This is a genomic window from Bradyrhizobium sp. (assembly GCF_019244115.1).
GTDB lineage: Bacteria > Pseudomonadota > Alphaproteobacteria > Rhizobiales > Xanthobacteraceae > Bradyrhizobium.
Genome location: NZ_JAFATE010000384.1, coordinates 1 through 4,560, shown reverse-complemented (window position 1 = coordinate 4,560; position 4,560 = coordinate 1). Strand labels below are relative to the sequence as shown.

The 4,560-nt window shown below is 65.8% G+C and carries 5 protein-coding genes; 3 read left to right on the top strand and 2 right to left on the bottom strand.

Annotation, left to right across the window (positions count from 1 at the left end):
- Together JOZ76_RS16810 and hutI are read right to left on the bottom strand one after the other, a co-directional pair.
- Positions 1-786 (bottom strand): aromatic amino acid lyase (locus tag JOZ76_RS16810; RefSeq protein ID WP_291699884.1); only part of this gene is annotated, 786 nt, incomplete at its 3' end.
- Positions 783-1,994, bottom strand: a complete 1,212-nt coding sequence (gene hutI / locus JOZ76_RS16805) for an imidazolonepropionase (RefSeq protein ID WP_291699882.1) — start codon at positions 1,992-1,994, stop codon at positions 783-785. The genes JOZ76_RS16810 and hutI, both read right to left, overlap by 4 nt.
- Positions 1,995-2,077: 83 nt before the next feature.
- Between hutI and JOZ76_RS16800 the strand changes: the two genes are divergently transcribed.
- The 3 genes from JOZ76_RS16800 to JOZ76_RS16790 all read left to right on the top strand — a co-directional run.
- Positions 2,078-3,436 (top strand): formimidoylglutamate deiminase, encoded by a 1,359-nt coding sequence (locus JOZ76_RS16800; protein ID WP_291699880.1) that lies wholly within the window; start codon positions 2,078-2,080, stop codon positions 3,434-3,436.
- Entirely contained in the window at positions 3,433-4,170 is a 738-nt protein-coding gene (gene hutC, locus JOZ76_RS16795) for a histidine utilization repressor (protein WP_291699878.1), read from the top strand. Before JOZ76_RS16800 ends, hutC begins: the two co-directional genes overlap by 4 nt.
- A gap of 94 nt (positions 4,171-4,264) precedes the next feature.
- Positions 4,265-4,560 (top strand): ABC transporter substrate-binding protein (locus tag JOZ76_RS16790; protein WP_291699876.1); only part of this gene is annotated, 296 nt, incomplete at its 3' end.

Sequence of the window (4,560 nt, the reverse complement as noted above, 5' to 3'; positions counted from 1 at the left end):
GGACGTGAGCGCCGCACCAGCCGCGATCTGTCCCGCATGCCCACGCAGCGCGTGGAGCTCGGGCCGGAACGGCGCCGTCGACGCCATCGCCGCGTCAACCGACAAGGCGCCTGTCACCAGCGCGGCACAAGCCAGGCGATGGGCGCGCGAGAGACCGGCAATGGCATAGGCGGTCGAGAACTGGGTGCCATTGATCAGCGCGAGCCCCTCCTTCGGACCCAGCGTCAATGGCATCAGCCCGACAGCCGCGAGCGCCTCGCGGCCCGGCACGGTCTGGCCATCGACGAGCGCCTGGCCTTCCCCGATCATGACAGCCGTCATATGCGCAAGCGGTGCCAGATCGCCGGAGGCGCCGACCGAGCCCTGTTGCGGCACCAGCGGACAGACCCCTCTGATGATCATGGCCTGCAGCTGCTCGATCACCTCGCGCCGCACGCCCGAAGCACCTCGCCCGAGCGAGATGATTTTCAGCGCCATCATTAGGCGAACGATCGGCTCGGGCGTCGATGGTCCTACGCCGCAGCAATGCGAAACGATGAGATTACGTTGCAGCAGCGTCGTCTGGTCGGCGGCTATGCGCGCCGAAGCCAGCTTTCCGAATCCGGTATTGATGCCGTAGACGGGGAGATCGGCATGTGCCGCTTTCGCGACAATGTTCGCGGCTGCCTCGATGCGCGGCCAGAACGACGCGTCGAGCAGGACGGCTCGCCCTGCGAGCAGTTGTACCAGATCGTCGAGCGTAACCTGCCCGGGCGCAAGGGCAATCGGGGCATCCCGATCGTTCATTGTCCCCTCCATACCCGGCTATGCAACGGGTTGAAACCGATCCGGTAGACGAGCTCCGCCGGACGCTCGATGTCCCAGATCGCGAGATCGCACCACTTGCCCGCCTCCAGCGTGCCGGTTTCAGCCAAGAGGCCGAGCGCACGGGCGCCTTCCCGCGTGACGCCAAGCAGACATTCGGCCACCGTCATCCGGAATAGCGTCGCGCCCATGTTCATGGCGAGCAGCAGCGAGGTCAGCGGCGAGCTGCCAGGATTGCAGTCGGTGGCGAGCGCCATGTTGACGCGGTGGGCCCGGAACAGCTCGACCGGAGGTTTTTGCGTTTCGCGGATGAAGTAAAAGGCGCCCGGCAGCAGGACGGCGACGGTGCCCGCCCCCGCCATCGCTGCGACGCCTTCCTCCTCGGTGTGCTCGAGATGGTCGGCCGAGAGAGCGGAGAACTCCGCGGCGAGCGCGGCTCCGCCGAGATTCGACAACTGGTCGGCATGGAGTTTGACCGGCAGTCCGAACGCTCGCGCTGCGGCGAACACGCGCGCCGTCTGCGCCCGCGAGAACGCAATACCTTCCATGAAGGCATCGACGGCGTCCGCAAGCCCGGCCTCCGCGACTGCCGGCAGCATCTGTTGGCAGACGCGATCGATATAGCGATCCTTGTCGCCTTCTTCGGGCGGCAACGCATGGGCGCCGAGGAAAGACGTCCGGACCGTAACCGGTCGGATGCGCCCGAGATCACGCGCGGCCTTGAGCTGCCGCATCTCGGTATCCGTGTCGAGGCCGTAACCGGACTTGATTTCGATTGTCGTCACGCCCTCGCCGATCAGCGCGTCGAGTCGCGGCAATGCGCCGCTGATGAGGTCCGCCACATCAGCCTGTCGTGTCGCCGCCACTGTCGAGACGATGCCGCCGCCCGCACGCGCGATCTCCTCGTAACTTGCGCCCTTCAGCCGCAGCTCGAATTCATGGGCGCGGTTTCCGCCATAGACGAGATGGGTATGGCAATCGATCAGTCCGGGGGTGATCCACCGCCCTTCACAGTCGATCCGCTCCGCCGCATCAGCGGCCGACGGAAAGTCAGCGCGCGCGCCGGCAAAGGCGATGCGGCCGTCGCGCGCCGCGATGAGGCCGCCTTCGACCACGCCGAGATCGGGCATGTCCCGATGCATGGTGGCGAGCCGGGCATTGTGCCAGATACGATCGAAGCGCTCGGCCATCCAGCCTTCTCCCGACTCGGGAAGCTTGACTTATATGTCTAGACATATAATCGTGTCGCGGTTCTGTCCAGCCGGCTGGAAACATGACACGACTGCATTTTGCATCCGCGCTCTTGCCCTCCGGGTGGTGCGATGACGTGCAGGTAATCGTCGGCGACGGAACCATTACCGCCATCACGGCCGGCGCCGCGCCGCAAAGCGGCGACGAGCGTCACCAGCTGGCCATCCCGGGACTGGCGAGCCTGCACAGCCACGCGTTCCAGCGCGGCATGGCAGGGCTCGCCGAGATGCGCGGCGAGGTGGCCGACACGTTCTGGACCTGGCGCGAGACAATGTACCGCTTCGCGCTGACGATGACGCCCGACGATGTCGAGAGCGTCGCGACCCTGCTCTATGCCGAGATGCTCGAGCGCGGTTTTACCCGCGTCGGCGAATTCCATTATCTCCATCATGATCCAGGCGGCGCGCCTTACGCCAATCCGGCGGAGATGGCAGCGCGCATAGCTCAGGCCACGGAGGCGACCGGTATCGGGCTGACGCTGCTGCCGAGTTTTTACGCGCACGGCTCGTTCGGCGGAGCGGCGCCGCGTGCCGGCCAGCGACGCTTCATCTCGTCGATCGATCAGTTTGCCGAGCTGATGACCGCCTCGCGCAAGGCCGTGAGCTCCTTGCGCGGCGCCAATGTCGGCATTGCACCGCACAGCCTGCGTGCCGTGACGCCAGACGAACTGACGGCGATCGTACCGCTCGCCGAGGGCGGGCCGGTTCACATCCATGCCGCCGAACAGACCCGGGAAGTCGAGGACTGCGTGGCCTGGTCGGGCCGGCGACCGGTCGAATGGCTACTCGACCATGCACCCGTCGATCAGCGCTGGTGCCTCATCCACGCAACCCACATGACTGCGACGGAGACGACTGCGCTCGCGGCAAGCGGCGCTGTGGCCGGTCTTTGCCCGCTGACCGAAGCAAGCCTCGGCGACGGCATTTTTCCCGCGCGCGAATATTGCGACGCCGGCGGCCGTTTCGGCATCGGCACGGACTCCAACATCCTGATTGGCGTCGCCGATGAGCTGCGCCAGCTCGAATATGGCCAGCGGCTGAAGCACCGCGCGCGCAATATGCTGTCGCGCGGTCCGGGCGTTTCGACCGGGCGCGCCCTGTTCGATGCTGCCTTGGCCGGCGGCACGCAGGCACTGGCGCAAGCCTGCGGCGGCATACAGCAAGGCGCGCGCGCCGACATCGTGTCGCTCGACACCTCGCATCCATCACTGGCCGAACGCCGCGGTGATGCCATTCTCGACGGCTTTATCTTTGCGGCAGGCGCCGATGCCATCGATTGCGTCTGGGCAGGCGGTAATAAGGTCGTCGAAGGCGGACGTCACAGGCTCCGCCAAAAGGCCCGCGACCGGTTCAACGCGACCATCCGGAGTTTTGTGGCATGAGCCTCTCCGCTGATCGCGACCGTGCGGCCGAGAAGCCGACACTCTACAAGCAGATCCGCAATGACATCGAGCGCCGGATCCTGACCGGTGAATGGCCGCCCGGCCACCGCATTCCGTTCGAGCACCAGCTGATGACGCGTTACGGCTGTTCGCGCATGACGGTGAACAAGGCCCTGTCGGAACTGGCGCAAGCCGATCTGATCGAGCGGCGCCGGCGGGCCGGCACGTTCGTGCGCCGCCCGCAGCATTTGTCGGCGGTGCTGCAGATTGCCGACATTCGTGCCGAGATTTCCGCGCTCGGCCGCAGTTACGGCTACGAACTGATCCACGCCGCGCGCCGCACCGCAAATGGCGCCGATCGCACCCGCCTCGGCGTGCGGAAGGCCGGCAAGGTGATCGCGATCGCCTGCCGCCACAGCGCCGACGACGTCCCCTTCGCGGTGGAAGACCGGCTGATCGACCTTGAGACCGTGCCCGAAGCTGCGACAGCCGATTTCGCCGTCGAGCCGCCGGGTTCATGGCTGCTGCATCATGTCCCCTGGACGGAAGCCGAGCACACGATCAGCGCTGTTGTCGCCGACGCCTCGACCGCGGCTGCGCTCGCGATCGCTGTCGGCGCGCCCTGCCTCGTCATCGACCGCCACACCTGGCGCAGCGCGCGGACCGTCACCGCGGTCCGCCTGCTCTATCCGGGCGACTCGCACCGCCTCGTTGCTCACTTCAAGGGCGGCTGAGATCGGAGCGGCACAATTCATGCAACGGTTCGACAGCAGACAAGTGAGAAAACCGACTGAAGGCAATCAACTAGATCGGAAGAGGAAGACAATCATGCGTAGCTCGAGATTATTCGCGACAATTGTTGCGGTTCTTGTCTCCACGCCGGCGCTCGCTGACGACGTCAAGGTCGGCATCGGAATCTCCGGATGGACCGGCTTTGCGCCGCTGACGCTCGCAAAGGAGGCCGGCATTTTCAAGAAGAACGGCCTCGACGTCACGCTGAAGAAGATTCCGCAGAAGGACCGCCATCTGGCCATTGCGTCGGGCGACATCCAGTGCGCGGCGACCACGGTCGAGACCTGGATCTCCTGGAACGCGAGCGGCGTTGCGACGAAGCAGATTTTTCA

Bases quoted from the DNA above. Each gene is read 5' to 3' on its own strand.
- hutI (WP_291699882.1), bottom strand. From the start codon at position 1,994: ATGGCCGAGCGCTTCGATCGTATCTGGCACAATGCCCGGCTCGCCACC.
- JOZ76_RS16800 (WP_291699880.1), top strand. From the start codon at position 2,078: ATGACACGACTGCATTTTGCATCCGCGCTCTTGCCCTCCGGGTGGTGC.
- hutC (WP_291699878.1), top strand. From the start codon at position 3,433: ATGAGCCTCTCCGCTGATCGCGACCGTGCGGCCGAGAAGCCGACACTC.